Annotated in this window: 21 protein-coding genes; 7 read left to right on the forward strand and 14 right to left on the reverse strand. The window is 62.7% G+C overall.

Going from position 1 to position 26977, the window contains the following annotated elements; genetic code table 11:
- Positions 1–158: 158 nt before the first annotated feature.
- Positions 159–1430, reverse strand: coding sequence for a lipid IV(A) 3-deoxy-D-manno-octulosonic acid transferase (gene waaA, locus AC3B5Q_RS23455; protein WP_021783850.1), 1272 nt, complete (start codon positions 1428–1430; stop codon positions 159–161).
- An 11-nt stretch (positions 1431–1441) separates the two neighbouring features.
- Entirely contained in the window at positions 1442–2332 is an 891-nt protein-coding gene (locus AC3B5Q_RS23460; protein ID WP_021783849.1) for a LysR family transcriptional regulator, read from the reverse strand.
- An 86-nt stretch (positions 2333–2418) separates the two neighbouring features.
- Between AC3B5Q_RS23460 and AC3B5Q_RS23465 the strand changes: the two genes are divergently transcribed.
- The 4 genes from AC3B5Q_RS23465 to AC3B5Q_RS23480 all read left to right on the forward strand — a co-directional run bounded on the left by AC3B5Q_RS23465 (position 2419) and on the right by AC3B5Q_RS23480 (position 6512).
- Positions 2419–2751, forward strand: a complete 333-nt coding sequence (locus tag AC3B5Q_RS23465; RefSeq protein ID WP_004577390.1) for a DMT family transporter — start codon at positions 2419–2421, stop codon at positions 2749–2751.
- A 749-nt stretch (positions 2752–3500) separates the two neighbouring features.
- Positions 3501–4676 carry an NAD(P)/FAD-dependent oxidoreductase gene (locus AC3B5Q_RS23470; RefSeq protein ID WP_021783831.1) on the forward strand — a complete coding sequence of 392 codons (1176 nt, stop codon included), beginning with the start codon at positions 3501–3503 and terminating at the stop codon, positions 4674–4676.
- Positions 4673–5485 carry an aldo/keto reductase gene (locus AC3B5Q_RS23475; protein ID WP_021783832.1) on the forward strand — a complete coding sequence of 271 codons (813 nt, stop codon included), beginning with the start codon at positions 4673–4675 and terminating at the stop codon, positions 5483–5485. The genes AC3B5Q_RS23470 and AC3B5Q_RS23475 overlap by 4 nt, the downstream gene beginning before the upstream one ends.
- Before the next feature lie 58 nt (positions 5486–5543).
- The gene (locus AC3B5Q_RS23480) at positions 5544–6512 is read left to right on the forward strand and encodes a hypothetical protein (RefSeq protein WP_021783833.1); all 969 of its coding nucleotides are present in this window, start codon (positions 5544–5546) and stop codon (positions 6510–6512) included.
- A gap of 81 nt (positions 6513–6593) precedes the next feature.
- On the opposite strand, the gene hldE is transcribed toward AC3B5Q_RS23480, so the two are convergent.
- The 3 genes from hldE to AC3B5Q_RS23495 form a co-directional block, all read right to left on the reverse strand.
- Positions 6594–8015, reverse strand: coding sequence for a bifunctional D-glycero-beta-D-manno-heptose-7-phosphate kinase/D-glycero-beta-D-manno-heptose 1-phosphate adenylyltransferase HldE (gene hldE, locus AC3B5Q_RS23485; RefSeq protein ID WP_021783834.1), 1422 nt, complete (start codon positions 8013–8015; stop codon positions 6594–6596).
- Positions 8016–8145: 130 nt separating this feature from the next.
- Positions 8146–9954 carry a lipid A export permease/ATP-binding protein MsbA gene (gene msbA, locus AC3B5Q_RS23490; RefSeq protein WP_084850259.1) on the reverse strand — a complete coding sequence of 603 codons (1809 nt, stop codon included), beginning with the start codon at positions 9952–9954 and terminating at the stop codon, positions 8146–8148.
- A gap of 15 nt (positions 9955–9969) precedes the next feature.
- Positions 9970–11145: an O-antigen ligase family protein gene (locus AC3B5Q_RS23495; RefSeq protein WP_488392759.1), complete on the reverse strand. Its 1176-nt coding sequence runs from the start codon at positions 11143–11145 to the stop codon at positions 9970–9972.
- Positions 11146–11245: 100 nt separating this feature from the next.
- Here AC3B5Q_RS23495 and AC3B5Q_RS23500 point away from each other — a divergent pair, with 100 nt between their 5' ends.
- Positions 11246–11851 (forward strand): hypothetical protein, encoded by a 606-nt coding sequence (locus AC3B5Q_RS23500; RefSeq protein WP_021783837.1) that lies wholly within the window; start codon positions 11246–11248, stop codon positions 11849–11851.
- Positions 11852–11854: 3 nt separating this feature from the next.
- Here AC3B5Q_RS23500 and AC3B5Q_RS23505 read toward each other — a convergent pair whose 3' ends face one another.
- From AC3B5Q_RS23505 to putP, 9 genes are all read right to left on the reverse strand, one after another.
- Positions 11855–12946 (reverse strand): glycosyltransferase, encoded by a 1092-nt coding sequence (locus tag AC3B5Q_RS23505; RefSeq protein WP_103469622.1) that lies wholly within the window; start codon positions 12944–12946, stop codon positions 11855–11857.
- Positions 12947–12983: 37 nt separating this feature from the next.
- Positions 12984–13757, reverse strand: a complete 774-nt coding sequence (locus AC3B5Q_RS23510) for a glycosyltransferase family 2 protein (protein ID WP_021783839.1) — start codon at positions 13755–13757, stop codon at positions 12984–12986.
- Between the two features lie 65 nt (positions 13758–13822).
- Complete coding sequence (locus AC3B5Q_RS23515; protein WP_021783840.1) at positions 13823–14779, reverse strand: glycosyltransferase family protein; 957 nt, start codon at positions 14777–14779, stop codon at positions 13823–13825.
- Between the two features lie 48 nt (positions 14780–14827).
- Positions 14828–16231: a PIG-L deacetylase family protein gene (locus tag AC3B5Q_RS23520; RefSeq protein WP_028697039.1), complete on the reverse strand. Its 1404-nt coding sequence runs from the start codon at positions 16229–16231 to the stop codon at positions 14828–14830.
- On the reverse strand, positions 16228–17124 hold the full coding sequence (locus tag AC3B5Q_RS23525) for an antimicrobial resistance protein Mig-14 (protein WP_021783842.1): 897 nt from the start codon (positions 17122–17124) through the stop codon (positions 16228–16230). Before AC3B5Q_RS23525 ends, AC3B5Q_RS23520 begins: the two co-directional genes overlap by 4 nt.
- Positions 17124–18254, reverse strand: coding sequence for a glycosyltransferase (locus AC3B5Q_RS23530; RefSeq protein ID WP_330508600.1), 1131 nt, complete (start codon positions 18252–18254; stop codon positions 17124–17126). The genes AC3B5Q_RS23525 and AC3B5Q_RS23530 overlap by 1 nt, the downstream gene beginning before the upstream one ends.
- Entirely contained in the window at positions 18238–19995 is a 1758-nt protein-coding gene (locus AC3B5Q_RS23535; protein WP_003249431.1) for a carbamoyltransferase family protein, read from the reverse strand. Before AC3B5Q_RS23535 ends, AC3B5Q_RS23530 begins: the two co-directional genes overlap by 17 nt.
- Positions 19996–20182: 187 nt before the next feature.
- The gene (locus tag AC3B5Q_RS23540) at positions 20183–21019 is read right to left on the reverse strand and encodes a 23S rRNA (adenine(2030)-N(6))-methyltransferase RlmJ (RefSeq protein WP_003249430.1); all 837 of its coding nucleotides are present in this window, start codon (positions 21017–21019) and stop codon (positions 20183–20185) included.
- A 106-nt stretch (positions 21020–21125) separates the two neighbouring features.
- Positions 21126–22604, reverse strand: coding sequence for a sodium/proline symporter PutP (putP, locus tag AC3B5Q_RS23545; RefSeq protein ID WP_028697041.1), 1479 nt, complete (start codon positions 22602–22604; stop codon positions 21126–21128).
- 27 nt (positions 22605–22631) lie between these two features.
- Between putP and AC3B5Q_RS23550 the strand changes: the two genes are divergently transcribed.
- Both AC3B5Q_RS23550 and putA read left to right on the forward strand, forming a co-directional pair.
- On the forward strand, positions 22632–22928 hold the full coding sequence (locus AC3B5Q_RS23550) for a hypothetical protein (protein ID WP_152546615.1): 297 nt from the start codon (positions 22632–22634) through the stop codon (positions 22926–22928).
- A gap of 31 nt (positions 22929–22959) precedes the next feature.
- Positions 22960–26913, forward strand: coding sequence for a trifunctional transcriptional regulator/proline dehydrogenase/L-glutamate gamma-semialdehyde dehydrogenase (gene putA, locus AC3B5Q_RS23555; protein ID WP_021783845.1), 3954 nt, complete (start codon positions 22960–22962; stop codon positions 26911–26913).
- The last annotated feature ends 64 nt before the right edge of the window (positions 26914–26977 follow it).

The raw sequence follows: 26977 nt of genomic DNA on the forward strand, positions 1-26977 counted from the left end.
CAAGCGTGTGACACTTCTGACTTTTAAAGTCTATTCGTAGGAAGTTTCCTAACGGCGAGAAATCCAGTGTAGGAAGTTATAACTTACGCCGTAGGAATAAATAACCAGAATCAGACATACCCACTCTAGACCGGGTCTTTGAGTGGATATGTCGATTATCAGCGGATCAAGGCCCCCAGACCCTCGAGCAATCGCTGCAAAGCCCCCTGATTGGCCCGCATCACCGCCCTGCCCGCCTCGCCCATGCGCTGGGCGTCCTGCGGCAGTTCCACCAGACGGCGCACCGCGCCGGCCAGCCCGTCAGCATCATCCACCTGCTGCAACGCACCCGCCTCGCGCAGCATCGCGCTGATTTCGAGGAAGTTGAACACATGCGGCCCCATGAGCACCGGCAAGGCCAGCGCCGCAGGCTCCAACGGATTGTGCCCACCGGTCGGCACCAGGCTGCCACCGACGAAGGCAATGTCGGCCAGGGCATACAGAAACAGCAGTTCGCCCATGGTGTCGCCCAGCAATACCCGCGTTTGCGCATCGACCAGCGTGCCGGCAGAGCGGCGCACGGTGGGGAACTGCTCGCTGCACAGCGCATGCACTGCATTGAAGCGCTCGGGATGGCGCGGTACCAGGATCAGCAAGGCATCGCCATGCACCTGCAACAACTGCCGATGCGCCTGCAGGATCAAGGCATCTTCACCTTCGTGGGTGCTGGCGGCGATCCACACAGGACGCTGGCCGCCCCCCCACTGTTCACGCAATGCCTTGGCGCGCGGCAGCAGCTGTTCGTCGATCTTCAGGTCGAACTTGATCGAACCGGTGACTTGCACGCGCTCAGGGCGTGCACCCAGGTCACGGAAGCGCTGGGCCTCGGTTTCGGTTTGCACGGCAATCAGGCTCATCTCGGCCAGCATCGGCCGGGTAAGCCTGGCAAAGCGCCCATAGCCACGGGCCGAGCGCTCGGACAAGCGCGCATTGGCCAGCGCCACCGGAATGCCGCGCCTGGCACACTGGTGAATGTGGTTGGGCCAAAGCTCGGTTTCCATGATGATGCCCAGCTTAGGCTGCACATGATCGAGAAAACGCCCCGCCGCCCAAGGCAGGTCGTAGGGCAGGTAGCAATGCTGCACGCGCGGTTCGTCGGCGAACATGGCGCGGATGCGTTCAGAGCCGGTAGGGGTCATGCAGGTCAGTGTGATCGGCAGCTCCGGATAAGCCTTGAGCAAGGCACGCACCATGGGTGCGGCCGCAATGCTCTCGCCCACCGATACCGCATGCACCCAGATGCCACCCTGGCGCATGGCCGGCAGCTTGAAAGCAAAACGCTCGCCGATACGCTGGCCATAGGCCGGCGCCTTGCGCGCGCGCAGGTACAGGCGCAGCGCAACCAGCGGCAGGCCCAGGTGAAACAACAAGGTATAGAGAGTTCTGTTCATGGCGGCGAATTCTACCCGATCGCGCGAAGGTGCACTGCAAAGCGCTCGGCCAGCCACTGCGCGGCCGGGCCCAGAGGCTCATCACGGCGCCAGGCCAGCTCCGCCACCAAAGCCGGCGGCCGCCAATCGCTGTCCAGTTCGACCATGTGCGCCTGGTAGGTCGGGTACTGCACCACATGCCGGGGTAACCAGGCCCAGCCCAGGCCGCGCATCAGTAGTTCGGCCATGGCGTAGAAGCTGTCGGCACGCCATACCTGCGGGCTGATCGCCTCGCCGCCAGGGTAACCGCTTTGTTGTGGCGTGATCAGCAACTGCCGGTGGCGGGCCAATTGTTGGCGGGTGACCCGGCCTTCGCCTGCCAGCGGGTGGCCGGCCGCGCACACCGTGACCATCTCCACGCTGCCCAAGGCACGGCGTTCCAAGGAAGCCGGGATGCTTTCGTGGAGGAAGAACAGGCCCAGATCGGCGCGCCGCTCCACCAGCTTGCGCGCCACATCGCCCTGGGCTCCACTGGCCAATTGCACCTCTAGGAACGGGTAGCGGCTAGCCAGTTCGTCAAGGCTGTCGATCACCGGCTGATATGGCATGGCTTCGTCCTGCGCGACCCGCAGCAAGGCCTCCTGCCCACGCATCAGGGCCAGGGCGCGGCCATCCAGGCGTTCGCACTGGCGTAACAATTCGCGGGCGTCTTCCAGCAAGGCGCTGCCATTTTCAGTCAGTTTCGGTTGCCGGCCGCTGCTGCGCTCGAACAGGGTGACCCCTAGGTCTGTTTCGAGCAGCGCGATGGCGCTGCTGATCGCCGACTGGGCTTTGTGCTGCTCACGTGCCACCGCGGAGAACGAGCGCAGTTCTGCAACGCGCAGAAAGGTACGCAATTGTTCAAGGTTCCACTGCTCGGCCATCAACCTATCTCCCAAATTGATAGGTAATGACTTTACCCCATCCAGGCAACGTCTAGAATGCCCGCTCAGTAACGGAGGATCCCGCCATGAATGCCTATACCTACCTCGCCATTGCCATCTGCGCCGAAGTCATCGCCACCGCCTCGATGAAGGCGGTGAAAGGCCTGAGCACGCCGTTGCCACTGCTGCTGATGGTGGTTGGCTATGGCATTGCGTTCTGGATGCTGACGCTGGTGGTACGCAGCATTCCGGTGGGGATTGCCTACGCCATCTGGTCGGGCCTGGGGATTGTGCTGATCAGTGTGGCGGCGCTGGTGATCTATGGGCAGAAGCTGGATATGCCGGCGATGCTTGGCATGGCCATGATCGTGGGTGGCGTGGTGGTGATTCAGCTGTTTTCGAAGACGGCTGGGCATTGATGTTTGCCCTGCGTCTGGCTGGAGGTCGTGCCAGGGCTGCCTGGTGCTTGACTTGATTTTTGGGGTGTCGGGTAGATCGAGCGCCGCCCGCGCGGCGCATCGCGAGCTGCGCTCGCTCCTACGTCTGTTTCGGGCCAGTAACGCCCGTGACAGGCGCGCGCGGCCGTTTTGTTTGTTCGGCGCAATATCGCGACATGCCCCAAAGCGCCCGCGCGCAAATCCCCCAGAAATAATTGGCCCGAAACAAACGTAGGAGCGAGCGCAGCTCGCGATGCGCCGCGCGGGCGGCGCTCGGTCTCCAAGACGACGCACCTCTAACGCCATACCCTTAAAGCCATGGCGCATGGCACGCCACACCGCATGGCATGAGGTTGCGCAATGGCCGGGCATGTTTGCCGTGGATGTTATGCCGTTGCTGAAATCGAGCGCCGCCCGCGCGGCGCATCGCGAGCTGCGCTCGCTCCTACGTCTGTTTCGGGCCAGTAACGCCCGTGACAGGCGCGCGCGGCCGTTTTGTTTGTTCGGCGCAATATCGCGACATGCCCCAAAGCGCCCGCGCGCAAATCCCCCAGAAATAATTGGCCCGAAACAAACGTAGGAGCGAGCGCAGCTCGCGATGCGCCGCGCGGGCGGCGCTCGATCTAACAAGCGCGAAAAACCTCAAGGCGAGCCTCTGTTAGCCCTCACACGATCCCCCGTGTGCCTGACCCTGTATACTTGCCAGCTGTCCCAGTCTTCGAGGTATCGCCATGCCATCTGCCATTTCCACTGACGTGCTGATCGTCGGCGCCGGGGTCGCAGGCCTTTGGCTCAATGCCCGCCTGCGCCGCCTGGGCTACTCGACAGTGCTGGTGGAGCGCGCCAGCCTTGGCGGCGAGCAGACCATCAAGTCGCAGGGCATCATCCACGGCGGCACCAAATACGCCCTGCACGGCGCCCTGACCGGCGCCTCGGAAGCCATCGCCGACATGCCGCGCCGCTGGCGCGAGGCCTTGGCCGGCAACGGCGAACTCGACCTCGGGCGTACCCGCCTGCTCTCCGATGCCCACTACCTGTGGTCGCCGGGCACCTTGGCCGGCAACCTCACAAGCTTCTTCGCCAGCAAGGCCGTGCGCGGCCGGGTCGACCAGGTCAAGGGTGACCAGTTGCCACCGGCACTGCAGGACCGCGCGTTCAAGGGCAAGGTGTATCGCCTGGCGGAACTGGTGATCGATGTCCCGAGCCTGCTGGCCAATCTGGCCGAGCTGGCCGGCGAGTCCTTGCTGGCAGGTGAACGCATCGAACCCATGCGTGAAGGTGATGCGTTGGTTGGCCTGCGCGTGGACGACCGGGAAATCCGTGCCCAGCGCATCGTATTGAGCGCCGGAGCCGGCACCGAAGGCTTGCTGCAGGCGCTGGGCCTGGATCAGCCGGCCATGCAAACCCGCCCGCTGCACATGGTCATGGCCAAGGGCCCGAACCTCAAACCTTTGTACGCCCACTGCCTCGGCGGCGGGCCCAAGCCTCGGGTGACGGTGACCACCCATCCGGCAGCCGATGGCCAGTGGGTCTGGTACCTCGGTGGGGACCTGGCCGAAGCCGATGGCGTGGCGCGCGAGCCTGCAGCGCAGATTGCTGCAGCGCAGAAGGAAATCGCCAGCCTGCTGCCATGGGTCGACCAGAGCCTGGTGCGCTGGGCCACACTGCGCGTCGACCGCGCTGAGCCGGCACAATCCGGCCTAGTACGCCCGGACAACGCCTTCCTTGCCGACCAGCAGCGCCTGCTGGTCGGCTGGCCGACCAAGCTGGCACTGGCACCGGACTTCAGCGACCGGGTGATCAGCCACCTGGAGCGCGACGGCATTCGTCCACAAGCACAGGCCGACCTGACCGACCTGCCACGCCCTCCGCTGGGCGTACCGGCCTGGGAGCAACTGCTGCCATGAGCCTGCCAACCCTGCACAAATTCCATCGCCCGCTGGGCAGCACCGGCCTCAAGGTCTCGCCACTGGGCCTCGGCACGGTCAAGCTGGGTCGCGATCAGGGCGTGAAGTACCCCACGGGCTTCACTATCCCCGGCGATGAAGACGCCCGCCTGTTACTGGCTCAGGCCCGCGAGCTTGGCATCAACCTGATCGACACCGCCCCGGCCTATGGCCACAGCGAAGAACGCCTGGGCCCGCTGCTGCGCGGCCAACGTGATGAATGGGTAATCGTCAGCAAGGTCGGTGAAGAGTTCGAGGAAGGCCTGTCGCATTTCGATTTCAGCGCCGCCCACACTCGCCGCTCGGTGGAGCGCAGCCTGCGCCGGCTCGAAACCGACCGCATCGAACTGGTGCTGGTGCATTCCGATGGCAACGACCTGGCCATTCTAGAACAGCAGGAGGTCTACCAGACCTTGGCCGAACTCAAGCAGGAGGGCAAGATCCTCGGTTTCGGGCTGTCCGGCAAGACCGTCGCCGGCGGCCTGAAAGCGCTGGAGCAAGGCGACTGCGCCATGGTCACCTACAACCTCAACGAACAGGCAGAACGCCCGGTGCTGGACTACGCTGCCGAACACGGCAAGGCCATCCTGGTAAAGAAGGCCTTGGCGAGCGGGCACATCTGCCTGGCCCCGGGCGTCGACCCGGTGCAGGCCAGCTTCGAGCTGCTGTTCGCCCACCCGGGCGTCAGCAGTGCTATTGTCGGCACCATCAACCCGTTGCACCTGGCCCACAATGTGGCCACCGTCGCCCGCATCCTGGGCCAGCATTGAGTTACCTCAGGCCTACGACTCAGGGCCTGGAGACTGACCCGACGCAAGGAGGAGCCTCGTGGCGCGAACGTTGATCCGCAAGAACCCGAGCAACTTCAAGACACTGCCACTGCATGTCGAGGCCACGCCCGAAGGCTTGATCTACCAAAGCATCGGCATGCCGCTGAACTTTGCCCAGACCCAGCAACGGCGCAAGGCCATCCAGTTACCCGACGCGCAACATTTCGTGGTCGAACTGGCCAATCTGGGCGTGTCAGTGCGCCTCACGCTGCATTGGCAGAACCGCGATTACTGGGTACTGGTGCGTCAGCGCCGACAAGACCGTGGCGATGTGGTGCTGAAACTGATTTCCGGTTATGTGCCGGCGCAGGAGCTGAACCTGCCGCTGCACACCGCTGTACAGGAAGTGGCCGAGGAGTGCCTGCTGGAAACCCCGGAAGGTTGGCTGGGCGGGCGCTTCAACGACACCTGGCTGCCCGTACCCTACGCCGCCGCCCTGCACTACCGCGAAACACCCCACTTCGTGCTGGCGCCACAGTCCGGTGCCGCACGCCCGGTGCATTGCGGCAAGCTGATGCTACTGGAGCGCCCACGGGCCTATGTGCACCTGCCCACCGCTTCGCTACAGCTGATCTATGACATGCGCCTGCAAGTGCCCCGGGACGCCAAGAAACTCAGCTTGTTCCACGTTGACGAACGGCTGGAGGGCGACCAGTTGGTGGCGCGGCTCAACCGCAAACGGCCCGACCTGTACCTGATGCCATTGAAGGACGGCCAGCCACTGGCAGAGCTGTATACGCTGAAAAAGGATGAACTGGTGCCAGCGAGTACGCGTGGGTTGTACCTGGCAGAGAGTTTTGCCCGGCAGGAAGGCTGGGTGGTGGCAGATGAACGGATACGCTGGAAGGATTGGGTGAAGCAGCAGGGTTTGGTGGAACGCACGCCTGAACGGGCGTCGCACTTGCAACGGTTTGGCGACAAGGCACGAGCGCTGCTGGAGCGGGCGCGAACTTCGCTGCACAAGTGACATCCCGGGAGCTTTCACCTTCTTGCAGGCGCGGGTAAACCCGCCCCTGCAGAGGGCCGCCACAGCGACCCCAAGGCCAGATCAGTTCTTGCGAATTTTCTCGACAATCGCCGTGGTCGAGCTGTTCTCGACCAGCCCCAGCACCTTCACGGTGCCGCCATAGCCCTTGACGATATCAGCGCCCACCACCTGGTCGATGCCATAGTCGCCACCCTTCACCAGCACATCCGGCTTGACCTGGCTCAGCAGGTTTTCCGGGGTGCCTTCCGGGAAACTGATCACCCAGTCCACTGCGCCCAGACCGGCCAGTACGGCCATACGCCGGTCAACACTGTTGATCGGCCGGCCCGGCCCCTTCAGGCGGCTTACCGAGGCATCGTCATTTACCGCAACGATCAGGCGATCACCCTGAGCCCGCGCCTGCTCCAGGTAGGTGACATGCCCGGCATGCAGGATGTCGAAGCAGCCATTGGTAAAGACAATCTTCTCGTTGTGCGCCCGCGCGTCATCGATGGCCAGCAGCAATTGCTCCAGGCCCAGCACGCCGCGCTCGGAGCCTTCCTCACGCTGGATGGCCCGGCGCAGTTCAGGGGCGCTGATGGCAGCCGTACCCAGCTTGCCGACCACGATGCCCGCCGCCAGATTGGCCAGGGCCACCGCATGGGGCAGGTCCTCACCTGCGGCAATGGCCGCGGCAAGGGTGGAGATGACGGTATCGCCGGCACCGGTCACATCGAACACTTCGCGTGCCCGTGCTGGCAGGTGCAACGCCGGCTGACCAACGCGCAGCAGGGTCATGCCATGCTCACCGCGGGTGACCAGCAAGGCACCCAGGTCCAGGTCCTGCAGCAGCTGCAAGCCCTTGGCGACCAGTTCGGCTTCATCGACGCAACGGCCGACAATGGTCTCGAATTCGCTGAGGTTCGGGGTAATCAGGCTGGCGCCACGGTAGATGGAAAAGTCCTTGCCCTTGGGGTCGGCCAGCACCGGAATACGCTTGGCGCGCGCCGCCTGGATCAGGTCTTGGTGATTCTTCAATGCACCTTTGCCGTAGTCGGACAGCACCAGCACCTTGACGCCTTCGAGCAGGCCATCGACCTCCGCGCCCAGCGACAGCGGGTCGGTGGCGAACGGCTCTTCGAAATCGATACGCAGCAGCTGCTGGTGACGGCTCATGACCCGCAGCTTGACGATAGTCGGCTGATGCGCGATGCGCTGGAATACCGAACGGACACCGGCAGCCTGCAGACTGTTGGCCAGGCTGTCGGCAGCTTCATCCTGGCCGGTAACACCGATCAGCGAAGCCGGCGCGCCCAGCGCAGCAATGTTCAAGGCAACGTTGGCCGCACCGCCGGGGCGATCCTCGATCTGATCGACCTTGACCACCGGGACTGGCGCTTCGGGCGAAATACGCGAAGTACCGCCATGCCAGTAGCGGTCGAGCATGACATCGCCGACCACCAGTACCGGGGCTTGATCGAAACGCGGCATGGACAACTTCATGGGCAACCCATATGGAAATAATGAACAGGGGCAGGATATTAGCACAGGGTAGTCAATGGCTTTATGGCCAGATCATCCCTGGAAAATTCCCGTGACAATCGGGGCCATGACGGCCCCGATCAAGGAGGGTTCAGGTGATATCGGCCTTGGCCGGCTCATCCAGCCCCATGGCATGCAGGCGGGCATAATGGCCATTAGCCGCAAGCAGCTCGGCGTGCGTACCGCGCTCGACCAGGCGGCCCTGGTCCATGACCAGGATCTGGTCGGCCTTCTCGATGGTCGACAGGCGATGAGCAATCACCAGCGTGGTGCGGCCCTGCATCACGTGGTCCAGAGCGGCCTGGATATGCCGCTCGGACTCGGTATCCAACGCCGAAGTGGCTTCGTCGAGGATCAGCAACGGCGCGTTTTTAAGCAGCGCACGGGCAATAGCCAGGCGCTGGCGCTGTCCACCAGAAAGCAGTACACCGTTCTCACCCACTTCAGTATCGAAGCCCTTTGGCAGCCGGTCGACGAATTCCTTGGCATAGGCATCGGCCGCGGCGGCCTCAATGTCTGCGCGCGGCGCGCCAGCCAGATCACCATAGGCGATGTTGTTGGCCACGGTGTCGTTGAAAAGGGTGACATGCTGGGTGACTTGCGAAACATGGCGGCGCAGGTTGCGCAGGCGATAGTTCTCGATCTCCACACCATCGAGCAGGATCTGCCCCTTGTCGTGGTGATAGAAACGCGGGATCAGGGCCGCCAGGGTAGACTTGCCACTGCCGGAGCGGCCGACCAGGGCGATCATCTGCCCGGGCTCGGCTACAAAACTGATGTCGCTCAGCACTTCACGCTCGGTACCCGGGTAAGTGAAGCTCAGGTTACGCACTTCCAGGCGCCCTTCCACGCGTTCCTTCTCGACAGTACCGGTGTCCACTTCGGGTGCTTCGTCCAGTTGCTCGAAGATGCTCTCGGCACCTGCCAGGCCCTTCTGGATGGTCGAGCTGACTTCCGACAACTGGCGAATAGGCTTGGGCAGCAGGCCGGCAGCGGTGATATAGGCCACCAGGTCACCGGCAGTAGAATCCCCGCGCAGGAACAGTACCAGGAACATCAGCGCAGCCATGGCGCTGTAGATCACCAGCTGAAGCATCGGTGTGTACAGCGCGCCGGTCTTGGTCATGCGCAGTTGCTTGTCGGTGTTGCTCTGGCTGGCCTGGTCGAATCGCCGCTCCTCATAGGCCTCGCCACCGAAGCTACGGACCACGCGGTACCCCTGGATGGTTTCCGAGGCAACGTGGGTGACGTCGCCCATGGCTACCTGGATCTTCTTGCTCTGCTTGCGGAATTTCTTGCTGGCGATGCTGACCATAACCGCGATCACCGGCAAGATGGCGACCATCACCAAGGTCAGGTGCCAGTTCATCCAGAGCAGATAGGCAAACAGGAACACCACGGTCAGGCCTTCGCGGATCACCACCTTGATGGCGTCGGTAGCAGCGCCGGTGACCATGGTCACATTGAAGGTAATGCGCGAAATCAGGTGCCCGGAGTTGTGGTTGTCGAAGTAGCGGTTGGGCAACACCAGCAGCTTGTTGAACAAAGCCACTCGCAGGTCATGCACCAGGCTCAGAGAGACCTTCGCCAGGAAGTAGTTGCCGAGGAACGAGCCAAGGCCCTGCCACGCAGCGATCAGGATGATCAGCAGCGGCACCGCCTGCAGCAATTGCAGGTCACGCAGGTAGGGTACGTTGGGGAACAATACCGCTTCGGGGTTGCTCAGCCCATCGACGAAGTACTTGAGAATGCCGGCCAGCATTGGCTGGGTCGAGGCAAAGATCACGAAACCGACAATGCTCAGCAGGAAAATGCCGACATAGGGTTTCACATAGCTCAACAGCCGGAAGTAGATCTTCAGGCTGGAGGTGTGCTCCGCTGGTCGCGGTGTTTCGGCCATTATCGAGCTCGCTGTTCAGGTTGAACCGGCAATTTTACCACAGGCGTCATTTTCGGCACGCCCCCATGGCAGCAACATGGCAAGGCCCACCGGCAGCCAGCTGATGAACCATTCGGCACGTGGCGTACCGGTGAGGCTGGCGGCATCGAACTGCATGGCCAGGGTCGAGTATACCCAGAACCCCAGCAGGACCTTGCCGAACAGGGTGCCGCGGGCGCGCACGATTTCGCCCAGCGTAAGCAGCCATACCATTACCCACAGCAACATGCCGGGCAAGCCCATTTCAACGGCAACATGGGTGAACATGTTGTGGGAATGATCAAAGTGCCTGCCGACGGCGCTCACTTCGTAATGAGCCCCCAGGCCAAGACCAGTCCAAGGGTGCGCGGCAATCATCTCGACCACAGCATGGAAAATTTCCGGCCGATAGGATGAACCCCGGCGGGCGATAAGGTCGTACACGGCCAAAAAGGCCAGGCCGGTGGCAAGCAATGCCAGAACAGAAAACACCCGGCTGTGGCGGTCACGGAACCACAGCGGCGCCATTACCACGGTAATCACCAGTGCCAGAATCGCGCCACGGCTCTGGCTGAAAATGGCGAAGGCACCCAGGCAAGCCAGTGCCGCCAGCCACAACAACTGCAAGCCACAGTGCCGAGGTGGCTCGTAGAGCATCAAGAGCAAGGCCGAACCAATGACATAAGCCCCCAGGATGGGGTGGGATATCTCGCCAATACCCGCCAGCCTGACCAGCAAAGGCTTATGCTGCACCCCATAGAACTTGAGGATGGAGACCAACGCAGCGAGGGCCAGCAACGCGCTGCCAAGCAGCAATAGCTGACGAATGCGGGCCTGGCCAAGCTGGGCCAACAGCGGAAACGCCAGCAGGAACACCAGGATGTAGAGCAAGCGCTTGAGCTCGCGCCCGGGCTCCTCGGCGGGCGACCAGGCCAGGCTCAGACCGCTCCAGGCCAGCAGCAGCAGCACACTCCCCCACAGCGCCGGTTGCCGCCCCCAGGCTTGCACCAGCACACCTCGGGCCGACCAGGCCAATACCAGCGTTGGCAGCCACAAGAACAACACCAGACCTTGCTGATAAACCTTGTTGCTGGGTGCCAGGGCAATCGCCGCCAGGAACCAGACCAGACCCAATCCTAACCAGGCTCGTGCCCAGTTTTTTTGATACAACATCCTTTCCCCCGATGAATCAAAAACACCATCCATGGTGCTACAACATTATTTTCGGCATTATTGCCGGTCATTTTGCTCGCCAGACGACAAGGCCCTATTCATGCAATGCTCCCGGCTCACCCAGGTCGACTTCGATCAGCTGACACTTGGCGCACAGGTGCTTGAGGCAGACAGCCATGGCGCCAAAGTCTACCTGCTCACAGATGGAAATTTCCTCAAGGTTTTTCGTAGGAAGCGGCTGATTTCATCTGCACTGCTACGCCCTTACTCGCAGCGCTTCGTCGATAACGCCGCGCGCCTGACGCAACTGGGCATCCCCACCCTCGAAGTGATCAGCCAGCACAAACTCGACCTGCCGGGCCGCACTGCGGTGCTGTATCGCCCGCTACCTGGGCGGACACTGCTGCAGATGTCGCGCGACGACGGATTCAGCTGGGACATTTACCTGCCACGCCTGATCGAACTGATCCGCCAGTTGCACCGCAGCGGCGTTTACTTCCGTTCGCTGCACCTGGGCAATGTGGTGGTCACCCCCGACCAGCGTCTGGGCTTGATCGACGTGGCCGACATGCGTTTTCTACGCCCGCCGCTGTCGGCTCGCATGATTCGACGCAATGTGCAGCACATGGTGCGCTATATCGAGCGGGAGAACCTGGGCGACCGGTTCCCCCTTGCCGCCTTCGAGGCAGCCTTGCTGACACGCTGAGCGTCAACTGCGCAACAGGCTCTGCGAGCCGCTGCAGAATGCCTGCCAGGCCTGCTCCGGCGCCAGTGCCTGGCGCTGCTTCGCGGCGATCGTCGATGCACTGAGCACCGCACAGCGCTCGATCGCCTCAGCCCAGGCGCTTTCGTCGGCAACCGGCAGGTAGCCACCCGTATCGTGCAACTGCTCGCGGAACACCTGCAGGTCGCTGCACACCACCGGTACATCGGCCATCACCGCTTCTTGCACCACCAGCCCCAGGCCTTCGGAACGCGAAGGCACCAATAGCCAGTCGAATGCCCGATACAGCTGCTGCAGGTCTTCGCGGTGACCGCGCAGATGAACGCGCCCAGCCAGGCCCAGCGCGTTGATACGCTGCTGCAACATGGCATGCTGCGGCCCCTCGCCAATGATCGCCAGTTGCAGGTCCGGCTGCCGTGCACTGGCCCTGGCGAATGCTTCGATCAGCATCTCGAAACCTTTACTCTCTACCAACCGCCCTACCGCACCCAACATCACTCCGGCGCCGTGGGGCAACCGCAGCGCCTGCCTGGCCTGATCACGGCTCAGCAAAGGCTCGACGAATGCACGCGGGTCAAGCGCCATGCGCAGTGTCTGCACCGGCCTACCCAGATCACACTCCAGCGACTCGGCCAACGTCCGTGATACCGCCGCAATACTCAGCCGCTCGGACGGAAACATCTGCAACAAGCGGATATCGCTGGCATTCAGACGCGTCGTGCCATGGAACAGTACCTTGGCACGTACGTGGGGAATACGCTGCAACAACGGCAGCACCAACCGAGCGACGCCAATACCATCGAGCAGCACGATTTCTGCCCCGGCCTCGGCCAGTGCCTTGCGCAACCGCATGCGCAGCCATGGGCGCAGCAAGCGCCACAAGTGCCGCCCTTTGAGCGCACGTGAGGGCATATGCCATTCCCGGGTCGAACCGAGCCCACAGCAGAGCCCGCTCCCCAGCAGCAGCCAATTACTGATCCGGGCGTCGGCACCCGCGTTCGACAAGACCTGCCGATGCACCCTGTGAATCGACATGTAGGGCGTTCCACCCGCCCACATCATATTGACGATGTTCATGGGTCCTCTCCCGCTCAAGTCAGGTGGGACAGTGACTTCATTGAACAAAAAAGGTGATTCCCATGCCGATCAAGGCCCCCGCAACCAGCGCCAACGCCAGCTTCATCCGATCACGCTGACGACGCTTGGCCTTACGCTCCACTTCAATGGGCAAGGTCACGTGATTGCCGAATCCAGTGTGCAATACTGCATCACCCTCCAAGGTGACCGCCGTCAGATTTAACTCAGCGTAGCGACGGGAAAGCGCCTTTTCTCCAGCATAGGCGGCAAACGGCGCACAGCGCTGGTAATCGCTCAATCGGCGCAGCCCAGGGTTGAGCGAGAACGCCTGCCACTCGGCCTTGTCGGACAGCAGCGGATAACACGGCACCCCGGCGATCACCTGACGATCGCCCAAGTGGATGTACGGGCTGTGGATGGCCAGATCGTGGGCATGGCTGCGCAACCACACCTGCAGCAGGTGGGGACTGACATCTAGGATGGCCCGCGAGTCTTCGACAAAGCCTTGGCGGTAGAATTGCCAGTCGTCTTCGCAGTGAAAAATGTAAGGCGTCTTCACGTGGCTGTAGGCCAGGTCGATAGACGGCAACTGACCAAGTTTGGGCCGGTTGACGAACACCTTGCAGTGCGGCTTCCAGTGCTCCGGCACAGCGGCATGCACAGCATCGTCGCCAGAGTCTTCGGTGATGAATACCTCGCGAATGGGCGCGGTGTTGTAGCGATCGAAACTCTCAAGGGTGTCTTTGAGCAGATCGAACCGCCCACAACTGGTCACGACGAGCGTGACGTCACTCTCATTTGAAAAGCGCACCGGATTCCCTCCGCATTACGACTATCGGCCTTCAACGACCCGCTCCTGGGCGCGAAAGCTCTTGTTTAGATGCCCAGCTTCAGGCGCAGCCGCTGCCATGCAGACAATGGCGGGTGGGGCCTGAGCGCCGGGCGCATGTGGTCGACGATGCTACGTCCAACTGCGCCGAAACTAAAACGGGAAACCGCAAGTTGGCGGCCATTTTCTGCAATCTGCCGTGCCAGCTCGGGGTTCTCGCGCAAGTGACGAAGCTTTTCCTGAAGGGTCGGGATGTTGTCATAGAACACCACGTTGTGCATGTCTTGCAGGCCCAGCGCACAGTTCTCTTCCTCGCCCTGGTCGTACGCCAGCAACACACATCCACAGGCCATGGCTTCGAAGTTCTTGATCATGTATTCGCCCATGCCGACATCGGCACTGACGAAGAAACGAATACGGTTGAGCGTGTTGCAGTAGTCCTCGCCCGACTTGGTACGGGTTACCAGCAGGTTCTCGACCTGCCCCAACTCGTCCAGCAGTGCCTTGCGGCCGCTATAGGCCACGCTGTTGACGCTGCCGACAAAGGCCAGCTCGATGTCACGCTCGCGCCCTTGGTCGGCCAGCAACTGCTCGTCATAGCCCTTGGGCACGAACACCGCGTCAAAACCTTCCTGGCGCAGGCGCTCGCTGACCATATAGCCGGAGCTGATCACCCGCGCCCATGGCAACTGGCGGTAATGAGCGCTGAACTTGCCGGTGTACTTGCACGGGATGTAGTTCTGGTAGGCGTCGTGCTCGAGAATCACCAGGTTCGGCACCGTGCGGATAAAGGCCACCTGACGGATCTCCTGCTTGAAACGCAGGAAGAACACGATGCGGTCATAGCGCTCGACTTGCACCTCTCGCTTGAAGTAGCGGCGCAGGTTGCGCTGATCCTGGCTGGTCAGCCAGCGCAGGTCGCACTCGCAGTTGGCCGCGACGCCATCGTACAGGCGGTCAAGAATGGCCCGCTGTTCCTTCTGTACCAGAAATAGGACTTTCATTGCTTTCCTTGGGCGCTCTGCGCCTTCGCGGTCAACCATGGGGCGTGCTTACAGCTCACGCCGCCAGAACAGTTCGTGTCGGCGCACGGCCTTGCGGAAGAATTCGTTCTCCCCGTAAGGCGATGGCTGTCGCCCGGCAAGCCAGCGTTGCAGCACGCGGCGCAGGCGGCGCTTGAACGGTGCCGGGGGCTGCAGGTCGTGCATCATGCCCAGGGCCATGGCCTTGTCGCGCTGGGTCGCGCAATCCAGCACCAGGCTGCAGGGTGCCCAGGCCTGGGCGGCGCTCAATTGCGGCGGCAAGGCCACGCCATCGCCACTGTTGCCCATCGGCCAGCGGTCGTTATCGTGCAGGTGGTTGGCGTAGCACAGCAAGGTTTGTGGCTGCCAGGCCATACCGTGCAAGGCTTCCAGCACCGCCGCCTGAGCGCAGATATGGTCCGGGTGGGGGTCTAGCTGCGGGTGCGGCATCACCAGCACCTCTGGCCTGGCCAGTTCCAGCAAGGCTCGCAGGTCGGCCAGCAGGTTGTGCCAGGTGGGTGCGCCATCACGGTCGCCCGGTAACGGGAACGGGTTGAACTGGCGGAACACGCGGATATCAGCCAGGTCTGCCTCACGTGAGGCGGCCGGCTGATCGGGTGCGGCCTGCATGGCAGGCAGCTGCAGGCAGAAGTAACCCAGCTGTATGCAACGCGACTCCGGCACACCGGCCCAACGCGGCACGGCAATGCTGTCCCAGGCACGCAGGCGACCTTTCAGGCGCGCGGCCTCGGCCTTTGCCAGGCCCATCTGCTGATAGTGCTCGGCCTCTATCTCACCGGCGGTCAGGGTCACCACCCAGCTTTCGTCGGCCTGGCTGTACAAACCATACGCGGCCAACTCGGCGTCGTCGGCATGTGGCGCGATCACCATCACCCGGCGACGCTGCAGCTCGATTGAAGGGGTTATCCACAGGCGCAACTGACCCTGCAACTTGCAATGCCGGCCGCGCAGGCGCAACGTGCCGGCCTGCAATGGCGCAGCAAGCCCCGTCAGGTTGAGAAAACGCACGCCATCGACGCCACGCTCGAAGGCTTGCCGATCGGCCTGCTCGCCAGCCAGTAACTCAACCCGAGGGTCGAGAAAGCGCCCCAACCAGCTGCTTTTTAGCCGCAGTTCAAGCACCAGGGTTTCGTCGCCTTGCAGCATGCACTCAGCCTTGAGCCAGCCATCGTGCAGGCTGGCAGGAACCTGCTGCACCTGATCGCCGAAGTCGTAGGCATAGTCCTCACCCGGCGCATAGAACAGGTGGTCGGCAAACCAGGCCTCATGGGCAGCCCAGAGCAGCGGGAACAACAGCAGCGGCAGCCACCACCAGCTGAAAACACCGAGGGCGACCAGCGCAACCAGGCCCGCCAGCAGCCCCAGGCGTTTGTTGCGCCGGTGGCGCTTGAGCAACTGCTGCTTGCGGCTCACGCTTGATACACCGGCACAGGGTTGCACCAGCGGTCCTTGTACTCACGGTCAGCACGGCCGAACGAGAACCGCAGCGGCTTGTTGCGCGTCCGGGCATCTTCCCAGGCGGCCTGGGTATTGAGGAAGCTCAGCACGCTGCCTGGGCTGAAGGCCTTGGTTTCAGGGTCGACGCCGCCATTGATGTACTCGACGCTGATCCACTCCGGCGCTTCGACGCGGTACACCAACTGGATGGCAATCGGCTTACCGTCCAGCAGCAACACCGAGCCGATCAGCAGCTCACGCAGGCGCTCCAGCACATCGGCCATACGCTCGGCACCGGTGGCAGGGAAGCCCCAGCGGCGCAGGAACAGGTCGCAGTACATGCTGGCGATTTCCTGAGCACTGAAGTCGCTGATCGGACGTACCACACCACCCGCCTCTTCAAGCAGGCGAAGTTCACGGCGCTGGTTGTAGCGGAACTTCTTCGACAGGTCTTCAGGCGCCCGGGCCATGGCCAACTGCTCCTTCTGCGCCTTGAGGCCGTTGAAGCGGCCCAGGTTCAGTTCGGACAGGTAACGCACGGTATGGCGCAACGGCGCAGCGGCATCAGGCGCCGCCGGCAGGATGATCTCGGCGTTGCCGAGGTCGAACAGGGCTTTCTTGCCAGCACGCTTCAGCACGTCCTTGGACAGCGCCAGGTGACGCCCCCAGACCGGGATCGCGGCTTTCAGCTCGCCAGCCTGGTGCCAGCCCAGGTAACGCACCGGGATTTGTGCCAGGTCCGCCAGTTGCTCGACCACCAGCGGATGGGTGGCGACACTGCCGCCAAAGCGCGCCCACGCCTGGCCATAAGCCTTGGCATCGATAGCTTGCCAACCGCGTTCGCGGAAGGCCTGGATACGATTGAGCATCAGGCCTGCCCCACCAACGCGCGCACCTGCGGGAGTTGCCAGAAGGCCTCGCGCACCGCCTGATCAGAGAAACGCTCACGCAGGCGCTGCAGCATGTGCCTGGCGCAGACCTGGCGCTGTTCAGCATCCAGTACGGCCATGTGCTTCAGGCCCTGGGCCAGCTGCGCGGCGTCGCCCAGCGGGAACAGAACGCCAACGCCCTCGACCACTTCGCGGGCACCACCACAGGCCGTGGCCAGCACCGGCACACCGGCAACCATCGCTTCAAGCAGGACCATGCCGAACGGCTCGTGATCCGAACTCAAAGCGAACACGTCGAACGCCTGAAAGTAACGGCGCGCATCCGGTACCTGGCCAAGAAAGTCGACTTGCCCGGCAATGCCAAGCTCGGCGGCCAACGCCATGAGCTTGGCCTCCAGACGCCCCTTGCCGAGGATTGCCAGGCGGGCACCAGCCGGCAGCCCCGGCAGTGCCTGGGCAAAACCGCGCAACAGGGTGGCCTGGTCCTTGTCCGGGTGCAGGCGCCCAACATTGCCGACGATCCACGCCTGAGCATCCAGGCCCAAGGCCTGGCGTGCGTCAGCGCGCGGCACCAGGGCTGCTTGCAGGGCGTCGATGTCGATGCGGTTGTACAGGGTCTGAATGCGCTCGGCCGGCCACTGAGGCAAGCAACGCCGCATATCGTCACGTACCGCGTCCGAAACACCCAGCAGGCTCAGACGCTTGCTGAACAGGTTCGCGAACAGGCGGCGGCCTTTGCGCTGGTAGTCGCCAAAGGCATGGTGCACACCAATCACTGGCAGGCCGGTGCCCAGCAGGGCAACGTAGATCGGCTTGAAGCGATGGGCGATGCAGAAAGCGAAATTGCGTTCGGCCGCAATGCGCCGCAATGCGCGGATGGCGCCGAGTTTCAGACCACGCACGTCCTTGGAACTGAACTCAAGGAACAGCACCTCCTCCGACGCACAGCCAGCCGCTACCTGCGCGTCGGCGGCGCCGGTGAGGAACACCGTAGTCACCTGGTACCCACGCCCCTGAAACAGGCTGGCGTACTGACGGGCACAGTCCAGGAACGGCCCGTCATAGCCATGGCAGAACTGCAGGATGCGCGGTTCAGAGCGGCTGGTCATACGGGGCCGCGCCGTCCTTCACAACCAAAATGTCTTCCATGATCAGGTACTGCAAGTCCGAGCCGAAGAACATGTTCAACGCATCGGTCGGTGAGCAGATCATCGGTTCACCACGACGGTTCAGCGAGGTGTTCAGCGACACGCCGTTGCCAGTCAGGTCTTCCAGCGCCTTCATCATGTCGTAGTAGCGCGGGTTGTACTCGCGCTTGAGCACCTGGGCACGCGAAGTGCCGTCCTCATGCACCACTTCCGGCACGCGGGTCTTCCACTCTTCAGCGACTTCGAAGGTGAAGGTCATGAACGGCGCGGGATGGTCGACCTTGATCATCTGCGGGGCGACAGTGTCGAGCATCGACGGGCAGAAAGGTCTCCAGCGTTCGCGGAACTTGATCTGGTGGTTGATGCGGTCAGCCACGCCTTCCACGCTCGGGCAGCCGATGATCGATCGGCCACCGAGGGCACGCGGCCCGAACTCCATGCGGCCCTGGAACCAGGCTACCGGGTTGCCGTCGACCATGATCTGGGCGATCTGCTGCGGCATGTTCTCGAGTTTGCGCCACTTTGGCTGGTTCGGGTGACGGGCGCAGGCAGCGATCACGTCTTCGTTGGAGTACGACGGGCCGAGGTAGACGTGCTCCATCTTCTCGACCGGAACGCCACGGGCGTGCGAAACATAGGCTGCGGCGCCAACGGCAGTCCCGGCGTCGCCGGAGGCTGGCTGGACGAACAACTCTTTCACGTCCGGACGGGCGATGATTTTCTGGTTGAGCTTGACGTTCAGCGCACAGCCGCCAGCGAAGGCCAGCTTGCCGGTTTCACGCAGGGTGTCGCCCAAGTAATGGTCGATCATCTGCAGCGCCAGTTTCTCGAACAGCGCCTGCATGCTGGCGGCGTAATGGATGTACGGCTCGTCGGCGATGTCGCCTTCGCGCTTGGGGCCCAGCCATTCGATCAGCTTCGGCGAGAAGTAGAAGCCTTTGCCCTTCTCTTTATAGCGGCGCAGGCCGATAACGTTGGCGTACTCGGTGTTGATGACCAGCTCGCCGTTCTCGAAGCTGGCCAGACGCGAGAAGTCATACTTGCTTGCGTCGCCATACGGCGCCATGCCCATGACCTTGAACTCGCCATCGAGCATTTCGAAGCCCAGGAACTCGGTGATGGCACCGTACAGGCCACCCAGCGAGTCAGGATCGAAGAATTCCTTGATCTTGTGGATCTTGCCGTTTTCACCGTAGCCAAAGAAGGTAGTGGCGTACTCGCCCTTGCCGTCGATGCCCAGGATTGCGGTTTTTTCCTTGAAGCCCGAGCAGTGATAAGCACTGGAAGCGTGGGCCAGGTGATGCTCGACGGGCTCGATCTTGACCTTTTTCGGGTCAAAGCCCAGTTGCTCCAGGCACCAGACGATCTTCTTGCGATAACGCTTGTAGCGACGGTTGCCCATCAGGATGGCATCGAGTGCACGATCCGGGGCGTACCAATAGCGCTTGGCATAGTGCCACCGCGCCTTGCCGAACAGGCTGATCGGGGCGAACGGGATGGCTACCACGTCGACGTCGGACGGCTTGATGCCTGCCTGTTCCAGGCAGAACTTCGCCGACTCGTAGGGCATGCGGTTCTTCGCATGCTTGTCACGCACGAAGCGCTCTTCTTCGGCGGCGGCAATCAGCTTGCCGTCAATGTACAGGGCCGCGGAAGGGTCATGGCTAAGGGCGCCGGACAGGCCAAGAATCGTCAATGCCAAGGGATTAGCCTCTTCATTCGGTAGAAATGCGCCAACGGCCTCTTGGGCGGATGGCGGCTAAAGGGCGGGATTATAACGCAAACATTGGAGGCACACCGCCCCCTTGTGGGAGCGGGTTCACCCGCGAAGCCGTCACGCGGTGGATGGCACCGGCGTTGCCGGTGTTCGCGGGCAAACCCGCTCAGGTTTACTCGGCGATCAGCCAGTCCATGCGGTAACTACCGGCGGTTTGTGCCAGCTCTTTGGCCAGCCATGGCAGCAGCTCCTTAAGCTCATCCTCCAGCCCCCACGGCGGGTTGGCGATGGCCAGGCCAGAGCCGTTCAGCCCCTGAGGGCTGTCCTGGTGATGCACATACAGCTCAACCCGCAACAGTTTCGGCGCACCAGTGCTGGTCAGGTCCTGGTAATAGCGGGTCAGCGAACGCTGGTCCTTGATCGGGTACCAGATGGCCACAACCGTCTGGCGCATGCGGCCAATCGCCTCTTTCATGGCAGTGGTGCAGCGCTTGAGCTCATCGGCCTGCTCGAACGGCGGGTCGATCAGCATGATCGCGCGCTTTTCCTGCACCGGCAGCAAGGCCCGCGGCACATGCCAGCCTTCACCCAGGTGCACGGTCACGCGCGGGTCTTTTTTCATGTTTTCTTTGAGGAGCGGCCCGTCTTCAGGGTGTTTCTCGTTGAGCAGGGCGCGGTCCTGCTGGCGCATCAGACGACGTGCCAGTTCCGGCGAACCCGGGTAGTAGCGCAGCTCGCCATCGGCATTCAGGCGCTTGATGATGCGCAGGTAGTCGTCGGCCATGGCCGGCAGGTCATCGCGATTCCACAGGCGGGCTACGCCTTCCAGGTACTCGCCGGTGCGGCTTGCCTGGTCACCCTGCAGGTCGTACAGGCCGAGCCCTGCGTGGGTATCGATATAGGCGAAAGGCTGCTCTTTACGCGACATCAGGGCGATGAGGCGGGTCAACACAATGTGTTTGAGGACGTCGGCGTGGTTGCCGGCGTGGAAGGCGTGACGATAGTTCATGGCAACTCCTGCGAAGGCGGCAAGTTTACCTTGCCTTGCAGGCGGAGTCAGGCCTGGCTGCTGATTGGCGGCACCCGCAAAGCAGGCGCCGCCAATTCAACGGGTGTTACTTGTCGGCGTGATACGCCGCGTCAGCCGCTTCGAAGCGTTTGACCATCGCCTGCGAAGGGCTACCCAGCTTGCTCACCAGAACAATGGCGATGCTGGCGAACAGGAAGCCCGGGATGATTTCGTACAACCCGAGGGTGTCGAAGTTCTTCCACAGGATCACCGTCAGCGCACCCACCACGATACCGGCCAGCGCGCCGTTACGGGTCATGCCTTTCCACAGCACCGAAATCAGCACCACCGGACCGAAGGCAGCACCAAAGCCGGCCCAGGCATAGGCCACCAGGCCCAGCACGCGGTTTTCCGGATTGGCAGCCATGGTGATGGCAATCAGGGCCACGGCCAGTACCATCAGACGGCCGACCCACACCAGCTCGATCTGCGAAGCATTCTTGCGCAGGAAGGCTTTGTAGAAGTCTTCGGTCAAGGCACTGGAGCACACCAGCAGCTGGCAGCTCAGGGTACTCATGACCGCGGCCAGGATGGCCGACAGCAGGACACCTGCGATCCATGGGTTGAACAGGATCTTGGCCAGTTCGATGAACACACGCTCGTGGTTCTCGCTTACCGGGCCTGCCAGTTCAGGATGGGCCGAGAAGTAGGCGATACCGAAGAAGCCTACGGCGCAGGTACCCGCCAGGCACAGGATCATCCAGGTCATGGAAATGCGGCGCGCCTTGGCGATCGACTTCACCGAATCAGCGGCCATGAAGCGCGCCAGGATATGCGGCTGGCCGAAGTAACCCAGGCCCCAGCCCATCAGCGAGATGATACCGATGAAGGTGGCACCCTTGAGCATGTCGAAGTTCGCCGGGTTCACCGCCTCGATAGCGGCGAAGGTCTGGTCGAAGCCACCGGTGGCGATCAGCACGAACACCGGGGTGAGGATGAGCGCGAAGATCATCAGCGTGGCCTGCACGGTGTCGGTCCAGCTCACAGCCAGGAAACCACCGATGAATGTGTAGGCGATGGTCGCCGCTGCACCAGCCCACAGCGCGGTTTCGTACGACATGCCGAAGGTGCTCTCGAACAGACGGGCACCGGCAACGATGCCGGAAGCGCAGTAGATGGTGAAGAAGACCAGGATGACGATGGCGGAGATGATACGCAGCAGGCCGCTATTGTCTTCGAAACGGCTGGAGAAATAGTCCGGCAGGGTCAGCGCGTCACCGTTGTGCTCGGTCTGCACGCGCAGCCGGCCAGCCACGAACAGCCAGTTCAGGTAGGCACCAACCGTCAGGCCGATGGCGATCCAGACCTCGGACAGGCCCGCGAAGTAGATGGCACCGGGCAGGCCCATCAGCAGCCAGCCACTCATGTCGGAGGCACCGGCAGACAGCGCGGTAACCACGCTACCCAGGCTGCGACCGCCCAGAATGTAATCGGAAAGGTTTTTGGTGGCGCGATAGGCGGCGAAGCCGATCAGCACCATTGCTGCGATGTAGATCACGAAGGTGATCGTTAGTGGATTGCCCATGCGTGTGCCCTGGCGTTTGTTTTTATCATGCACAACCGCAGCGATGGCGGTTGCACCCAGGCGGCGAATGCTATGCAACAACGCAAAGAAGGTGCAACCATTTTTCTTTTGCAAGTTGCACCTGCCAGTGCATTTTCCGACAAAGCCCATTTTTTGCTCCTTTCGGGAGTAAAAAACCGGTTTTTCAGAATAAATCACACCAAAAACGCCCCTTTTCAGGGGGCGGGAATGGCTATCGGACGAGTTGCACCTTCTACACAAAAAATTCAGGTTGCACCTAGTTGCACCCGAATTGTCCTACAGCTACTCTTGATGCCAGCTTAGGCCACAACCGTGGCAATAACGAGGATAAGAAATGGCGACTACCACCCTTGGGGTCAAACTCGACGACCCGACCCGTGAGCGACTCAAAGCAGCTGCGCAGTCCATTGACCGCACACCTCACTGGTTGATCAAGCAAGCGATCTTCAATTACCTGGAGAAGCTCGAGGGTGGCGCAACCCTGACCGAACTCAACGGTCATGCCAGCAACCCGGCCGACGATGCCGGTGAAATCCAGGCCGACCACAGCCACCAGTGCTTCCTCGAATTTGCCGAGAGCATCTTGCCGCAGTCGGTACTGCGCTCGGCAATCACCGCTGCCTACCGCCGCCCCGAGCAGGAAGTGGTGCCAATGCTGCTGGAGCAGGCGCGCCTGAGCGCGCCGCTGGCCGAAGCCACTAACAAGCTGGCCGCAAGCATTGCTGAAAAACTGCGCAATCAGAAAAGCGCCGGCGGCCGTGCCGGTGTCGTCCAGGGCCTGCTGCAGGAGTTCTCGCTGTCGTCTCAGGAAGGCGTGGCGCTGATGTGCCTGGCCGAAGCCCTGCTGCGTATCCCCGACAAAGGCACCCGCGATGCGCTGATCCGCGACAAGATCAGTACCGGCAACTGGCAGCCACACCTGGGCAACAGCCCGTCGCTGTTCGTCAACGCCGCCACCTGGGGGCTGCTGCTGACCGGCAAGCTGGTCAGCACCCACAACGAAACCGGCCTCACCTCCTCGCTCACTCGCATTATCGGCAAGAGCGGCGAGCCGATGATCCGCAAGGGCGTCGACATGGCCATGCGCCTGATGGGTGAGCAGTTCGTCACCGGCGAGACCATTGCCGAAGCACTGGCCAACGCCAGCCGCTTCGAGTCCAAAGGCTTCCGCTACTCCTACGACATGCTCGGCGAAGCAGCACTGACCGAGCACGACGCGCAGAAATACCTGGCGTCCTACGAGCAGGCCATCCACTCGATCGGCAAGGCCTCGCATGGCCGCGGCATCTACGAAGGCCCAGGCATCTCGATCAAGCTGTCGGCACTGCACCCGCGCTACAGCCGTGCCCAGTACGAGCGCGTGATGGAAGAGCTGTACCCGCGCCTGCTGTCGCTGACGCTGCTGGCCAAGCAGTACGACATCGGCCTGAACATCGACGCCGAAGAAGCCGACCGCCTGGAGCTTTCGCTCGATCTGCTCGAGCGCCTGTGCTTCGAGCCATCCCTGGCTGGCTGGAACGGCATCGGTTTCGTTATCCAGGCCTACCAGAAGCGCTGCCCGTACGTGATCGACTACGTCATCGATCTGGCCAAGCGCAGCCGCCACCGCCTGATGATCCGCCTGGTAAAAGGCGCCTACTGGGACAGCGAGATCAAGCGTGCTCAGGTCGAAGGCCTGGAAGGCTACCCGGTCTATACCCGCAAGGTGTACACCGACGTGTCCTACGTGGCCTGCGCCCGCAAGCTGCTGGCCGTGCCAGAAGCCATCTACCCGCAGTTCGCCACCCACAACGCCCACACCCTGTCGGCCATCTACCACATTGCCGGGCAGAACTATTACCCGGGCCAGTACGAGTTCCAGTGCCTGCACGGCATGGGCGAACCGCTGTACGAGCAAGTGGTTGGCAAGATTGCCGATGGCAAGCTGAACCGCCCGTGCCGCGTGTACGCGCCGGTCGGCACCCATGAAACGCTGCTGGCCTACCTGGTGCGCCGCCTGCTGGAAAACGGCGCCAACACCTCGTTCGTCAACCGCATCGCCGACCACTCGATTTCCATCCAGGAACTGGTCGCCGACCCGGTGGCCAGCATCGAGCGCATGGGTACCCAGGAAGGCAGTATCGGTCTGCCGCACCCGCGTATCCCGCTGCCACGCGATCTGTATGGCACTGAACGGGCCAACTCGGCCGGCATCGACATGGCCAACGAACACCGTCTGGCATCGCTGTCCTGCGCCATGTTGGCCACCGCTCACAACGACTGGAAGGCTGCCCCGCTGCTGGCCTGCGCCGCCAGCGAGAGCGCTGCGGCACCGGTACTGAACCCGGCGGACCACCGCGACGTGGTTGGCCACGTGCAAGAAGCCACCGTTGCCGACGTGGACCACGCCATCCAGTGCGCACTGAACGCCGCGCCGATCTGGCAGGCCACCCCGCCAGCCGAGCGTGCTGCCATTCTGGAACGCACCGCCGACCTGATGGAGGCCGAAATCCAGCCGCTGATGGGCCTACTCATCCGCGAGGCCGGCAAGACCTTTGCCAACGCCATCGCCGAAGTGCGTGAAGCAGTGGACTTCCTGCGCTACTACGCGGTGCAGGCACGTAACGACTTCAGCAACGACGCCCACCGCCCGCTGGGCCCGGTGGTGTGCATCAGCCCCTGGAACTTCCCGCTGGCGATCTTCACCGGCCAGGTGGCCGCAGCCCTGGCTGCCGGCAACCCGGTACTGGCCAAGCCTGCCGAGCAAACCCCGCTGATCGCCGCCCAGGCCGTGCGCCTGATGTTGGAAGCTGGCATCCCCGAAGGCGTGCTGCAACTGCTGCCAGGCCGCGGTGAAACCGTCGGTGCCGGCCTGGTAGGAGACGAACGCGTCAAAGGCGTGATGTTCACCGGTTCCACCGAAGTGGCCCGCCTGCTCCAGCGCAACGTCGCTGGCCGCCTGGACAACCAGGGCCGCCCGATCCCGCTGATCGCCGAAACCGGCGGCCAGAACGCGATGATCGTCGACTCCTCGGCACTGACCGAACAGGTCGTGATCGACGTGGTGTCCTCGGCCTTCGACAGTGCCGGCCAGCGTTGCTCGGCCCTGCGTGTGCTGTGCTTGCAGGAAGACTCCGCCGACCGCGTAATCGAAATGCTCAAGGGCGCCATGGCTGAAAGCCGCCTGGGCTGCCCGGACCGCCTGGCCGTGGACATCGGCCCGGTGATCGACGCCGAAGCCAAGGCCGGCATCGAGAAGCACATTCAGGGCATGCGCGAGAAAGGCCGCTCGGTCTACCAAGTGGCCATTGCCGATGCTGCCGAGATCAAGCGTGGCACCTTCGTCATGCCGACCCTGATCGAACTGGAAAGCTTCGACGAACTGAAGCGTGAAATCTTCGGTCCCGTACTGCACGTGGTGCGCTACAACCGCCGCAACCTGGACCAATTGATCGAGCAGATCAACAACTCCGGCTACGGCCTGACCCTGGGCGTGCACACCCGCATCGACGAGACCATTGCCAAAGTGGTGGAAACCGCCAATGCCGGCAACATGTACGTCAATCGCAACATTGTGGGTGCCGTGGTGGGCGTGCAGCCGTTCGGTGGTGAAGGCCTGTCTGGCACCGGCCCGAAAGCCGGCGGCCCGCTGTACCTGTACCGCCTGCTGTCGACCCGTCCGGCCGACGCCATTGGCCACCACTTCCAGCAGCAGGACGGCGAAGGCAAGCCGGACCGCACCCTGCACGAACAGCTGGTCAAGCCACTGCACGGCCTGAAGGCTTGGGCCGAGAGCAACCAGCTGGCCGACCTGGTCGCGCTGTGCAGCCAGTTCGCCAGCCAGTCGCAGAGCGGCATCGCCCGCCTGCTGCCCGGCCCGACCGGCGAGCGCAACAGCTACACCATCTTGCCGCGTGAGCACGTGCTGTGCCTGGCCGACAACGAAACCGACCTGCTGGCGCAGCTGGCCGCAGTACTGGCCGTTGGCAGCTCGGCGGTATGGGTTGACGGTGAACCGGGCAAAGCCCTGCGCGCCCGCCTGCCGCGTGAGCTGCAGGCCAAGGTGAAGCTGGTCGCGGACTGGAACAAGGATGAAGTGGCGTTCGACGCCGTGATCCACCATGGCGACTCGGACCAGTTGCGCGGCGTATGCCAGCAGGTGGCCAAACGTGCCGGGGCGATCGTTGGGGTGCACGGGCTGTCCAGCGGTGATCACCAGATTGCGCTGGAGCGTTTGGTGATCGAGCGGGCGGTGAGCGTGAACACTGCGGCGGCGGGTGGTAACGCCAGCCTGATGACCATTGGCTGAAGCTGAGGGTTGCTGAAAAAGGGGAGCTTCGGCTCTCCTTTTTTATGGGCGTTTGTCTTGAGAT

This window comes from Pseudomonas sp. D5(2026), from assembly GCF_057766845.1.

Bases quoted from the DNA above. Each gene is read 5' to 3' on its own strand.
- waaA (WP_021783850.1), bottom strand. From the start codon at position 1,430: ATGAACAGAACTCTCTATACCTTGTTGTTTCACCTGGGCCTGCCGCTG.
- AC3B5Q_RS23460 (WP_021783849.1), bottom strand. From the start codon at position 2,332: ATGGCCGAGCAGTGGAACCTTGAACAATTGCGTACCTTTCTGCGCGTT.
- AC3B5Q_RS23465 (WP_004577390.1), top strand. From the start codon at position 2,419: ATGAATGCCTATACCTACCTCGCCATTGCCATCTGCGCCGAAGTCATC.
- AC3B5Q_RS23470 (WP_021783831.1), top strand. From the start codon at position 3,501: ATGCCATCTGCCATTTCCACTGACGTGCTGATCGTCGGCGCCGGGGTC.
- AC3B5Q_RS23475 (WP_021783832.1), top strand. From the start codon at position 4,673: ATGAGCCTGCCAACCCTGCACAAATTCCATCGCCCGCTGGGCAGCACC.
- hldE (WP_021783834.1), bottom strand. From the start codon at position 8,015: ATGAAGTTGTCCATGCCGCGTTTCGATCAAGCCCCGGTACTGGTGGTC.
- msbA (WP_084850259.1), bottom strand. From the start codon at position 9,954: ATGGCCGAAACACCGCGACCAGCGGAGCACACCTCCAGCCTGAAGATC.
- AC3B5Q_RS23495 (WP_488392759.1), bottom strand. From the start codon at position 11,145: ATGTTGTATCAAAAAAACTGGGCACGAGCCTGGTTAGGATTGGGTCTG.
- AC3B5Q_RS23500 (WP_021783837.1), top strand. From the start codon at position 11,246: ATGCAATGCTCCCGGCTCACCCAGGTCGACTTCGATCAGCTGACACTT.
- AC3B5Q_RS23505 (WP_103469622.1), bottom strand. From the start codon at position 12,946: ATGAACATCGTCAATATGATGTGGGCGGGTGGAACGCCCTACATGTCG.
- AC3B5Q_RS23515 (WP_021783840.1), bottom strand. From the start codon at position 14,779: ATGAAAGTCCTATTTCTGGTACAGAAGGAACAGCGGGCCATTCTTGAC.
- AC3B5Q_RS23525 (WP_021783842.1), bottom strand. From the start codon at position 17,124: ATGCTCAATCGTATCCAGGCCTTCCGCGAACGCGGTTGGCAAGCTATC.
- AC3B5Q_RS23530 (WP_330508600.1), bottom strand. From the start codon at position 18,254: ATGACCAGCCGCTCTGAACCGCGCATCCTGCAGTTCTGCCATGGCTAT.
- AC3B5Q_RS23540 (WP_003249430.1), bottom strand. From the start codon at position 21,019: ATGAACTATCGTCACGCCTTCCACGCCGGCAACCACGCCGACGTCCTC.
- putP (WP_028697041.1), bottom strand. From the start codon at position 22,604: ATGGGCAATCCACTAACGATCACCTTCGTGATCTACATCGCAGCAATG.
- AC3B5Q_RS23550 (WP_152546615.1), top strand. From the start codon at position 22,632: ATGCACAACCGCAGCGATGGCGGTTGCACCCAGGCGGCGAATGCTATG.
- putA (WP_021783845.1), top strand. From the start codon at position 22,960: ATGGCGACTACCACCCTTGGGGTCAAACTCGACGACCCGACCCGTGAG.